At 61.4% G+C, this 2,655-nt stretch carries 1 protein-coding gene and 1 pseudogene; one reads left to right on the plus strand and one right to left on the minus strand.

Annotation, left to right across the window (positions count from 1 at the left end):
- Nucleotides 1–577, minus strand: a pseudogene (locus WB528_RS07440) (adenylate/guanylate cyclase domain-containing protein); the annotation flags it as partial.
- A 141-nt stretch (nucleotides 578–718) separates the two neighbouring features.
- Between WB528_RS07440 and WB528_RS07445 the strand changes: the two are divergent.
- Nucleotides 719–2,326, plus strand: a complete 1,608-nt coding sequence (locus WB528_RS07445; protein ID WP_423887773.1) for a glycosyltransferase family 39 protein — start codon at nucleotides 719–721, stop codon at nucleotides 2,324–2,326.
- Nucleotides 2,327–2,655: the final 329 nt, after the last annotated feature.

Genomic DNA, 2,655 nt, shown 5'->3' on the forward strand with positions numbered 1-2,655 from the left:
GGGCCAGTGTCGGCACCAGCACGGCTGCGGCCAGCAGGAAAGGGGCGGCGCGCCGGAAGAACCTCTTCATCCGCAGCCAGAAGTAAAGGCCGATGCTGCCGTGGATCCAGGCGATGATCAAAACCGACAGCATCAGCCAGATCCGGTTCGACGCGCTCGCCCAATATCCGTGAAGCACCTGCGGATAGAGCCTGCTGTAGCCAAACAGCGTGTGGCCAAGCCGGATGCCGATGACATGGGCGGCGGCGAGTAGCGGGATGCTCAAGCCGAGCACGAGTTGCAACGGCTCGATCGCTCTCCATCGAAACTGCCGGCGCTCGTAGAGGGCCCATATTCCGAGGCCGCCATGAACGAGCAGCGCGGTGTAGAGGACGATCGCGACCGGGAGGAACTGCCAGAACAGGAGGTGGTAGTGCAGGCCCCAGGCCAGCGCCTCCAGCGAAATATTGCCGAGCGCGTGGTTGAGGAAATGGCTGATCAGATAGCTGAAGAGGATGAGCCCGCAGACCATGCGAACCTGTCGGACGCTGAGGCCGCGGATGGATTTCCCTATTCTGGCGAGCTTGAGCGCGATCATGCCGGTCCACTGATTCATAGAACCGCGAAACTACCGTTTAATTCCGCAGGGCACGAGTAGCGCTTCGGCGATTTGACGCCGCTGGAGGCTATCCCGGCACGTTGACACCCCTGCCGGAGTCGGGGACAAAGCGCCGTGACGATGGCGCCTCCAGACAGCTTCCGCAACGAAGCCAAACATTCCGTGCTCAGACCGTGGCTTGGCCTCATTGCGCTGGTCGCGGCGATGACGGTGCTGCGCGGCGTCTATGCCGGCCTGATCGATCTGCGGACAGACGAAGCCTATTACTGGACCTGGTCGAAGGAAAACGTGCTTTCCTTCCTGGACCATCCGCCGATGATCGCATGGTTCATCCGCTTCGGCACCGCGATTTTCGGAGACACCAGTTTCGGCGCGCGGTTCGCCGGCCTCGTGGCGATGCTGGGAACGGAGTTGTTGCTCGCCGACATCGTCTGGCGCCGCACGCGCGATATCCGCGCGACGATTATCGCGGTCGCGATGATGGAGGCGTCGCTCTACTACGGCCTGCTGATGACGAAGGTGTCGCCGGACGTTCCGCTCGTCCTGTTCGTCACGGCTATGGCCTGGGCGCTGGTCCGGCTTGCCAACAGCGGTGACGCGCGATGGTGGCTCGCGGCCGGCCTGTTTGCAGGGCTGGCGGCGTTGTCGAAGTTCACGATGGCCTTGCTGCTTCCGGCGGTGCTTGCCTTCATGTGGGTGCCGGCCTGGCGCGGTCGCTGGCTGCGCAGTCCTTATCCGTGGGCGGCGGCGGTGATCGCCGTTTTGTTGTTCATGCCGGTCCTGGTCTGGAACATGCAGCACGACTGGGCGTCGTTTCGCTTCCAGGCGGTGCGGGCGACGGCGTCGCATCCCTGGTCGCTGCGTACGCTCGGCGAATTTATCGGGCTACAATTCGGTCTTGTCGGCTTTGTCTTGCTCCCGGTGGTTCTCGCCGGAGTCGGACTGACGGCCTGGCGCGGATATCGCAGCAAGGACCCGGTCGCCATCCTGCTGTCGACGGCTGTGATCGTGCCCTTTTTCTACTTCCTCTGGAAATCGCTGAGCCTGCGCGTCGGCGATACCTGGCCGACCTTCATCTGGCCGTTTGGATTTGCGGCGGCCGCTATCAATCTTTCGATGCTGGAGCGGGAAGGATGGCGTCCCTCCTTCGTCGCGATGTCGTTCCGCTGGGCCAAAATCGCGATCGTCTCCGGCGTCGCCTTTGTCGTTGTCGTCTGCTTCTACTATCTGGCCGTGCCGTTTAACTTCATTGGCCGTACCGATCCGGTCGGCGGCGAGGCCGGTTACGAGCCGGTCGTCAGCCGGACCGAGGCCGAACTGCAAAAGACAGGCGCAACCTGGATTGCCACGACTGACTACCGCACCTACGCGATGCTGCGCTGGTTCTTCAACGGCCGTGTGCCGGTGGTGCAAATCAATGAGCGCGGGCGGTACCAAGGCTTTCGCAGCCCCGACATGAGCCGGATCGCCGGCCATATCGGCCTCTATGTCGGGCGTGAGCCTGAGAACAATCCATCCCTTGCGCTGTGGGCGCAGATTCCGGCGAAGCGCGAGTTGTTGGAGACGGTCGATCGTGTCTGGCGCGGGATCGTCATGGACACCTACGCGATCGAGAAGTTCACCGGCTGGACGCCGGAGCTATCGCTGCCACCGGATTCGCCGCTGTTTCGCTGGCGGGTGCTGGCGGAAAAATATCAGCGGCGTTGGCTTGTCGCGGGGCTGCCCTGATTCTGGTTCAGCCTGGTCGCGCCTGACGGAATCGCGTCTCATGGCGAGTTGTACTCCATCGCAGGCTAACGCCTGGGTCGAGGGCCTGTTTCCGCCATCCGGTATAAGCCATTGATCAGGCTTTAAAAACAAGATCTGTGTCTGGGTAGCAACAATCGAACAGGAAATTAGATGGAACCGCATTCCTGACTCGCCTTTATTTCACACCGACGCAACCATATCCCCCGACTTAAGTCTTAGGACCACGAGCAGTCCTGATTGCGAATTTTTACTTTTCGGACTTGGGGGAATTATTCATGAAGCACGGTATCGCCAGGTTAGCTATGTTG

Source organism: Bradyrhizobium sp., from assembly GCF_049586575.1.
Lineage (GTDB): Bacteria > Pseudomonadota > Alphaproteobacteria > Rhizobiales > Xanthobacteraceae > Bradyrhizobium.

Bases quoted from the DNA above. Each gene is read 5' to 3' on its own strand.
- WB528_RS07445 (WP_423887773.1), top strand. From the start codon at position 719: ATGGCGCCTCCAGACAGCTTCCGCAACGAAGCCAAACATTCCGTGCTC.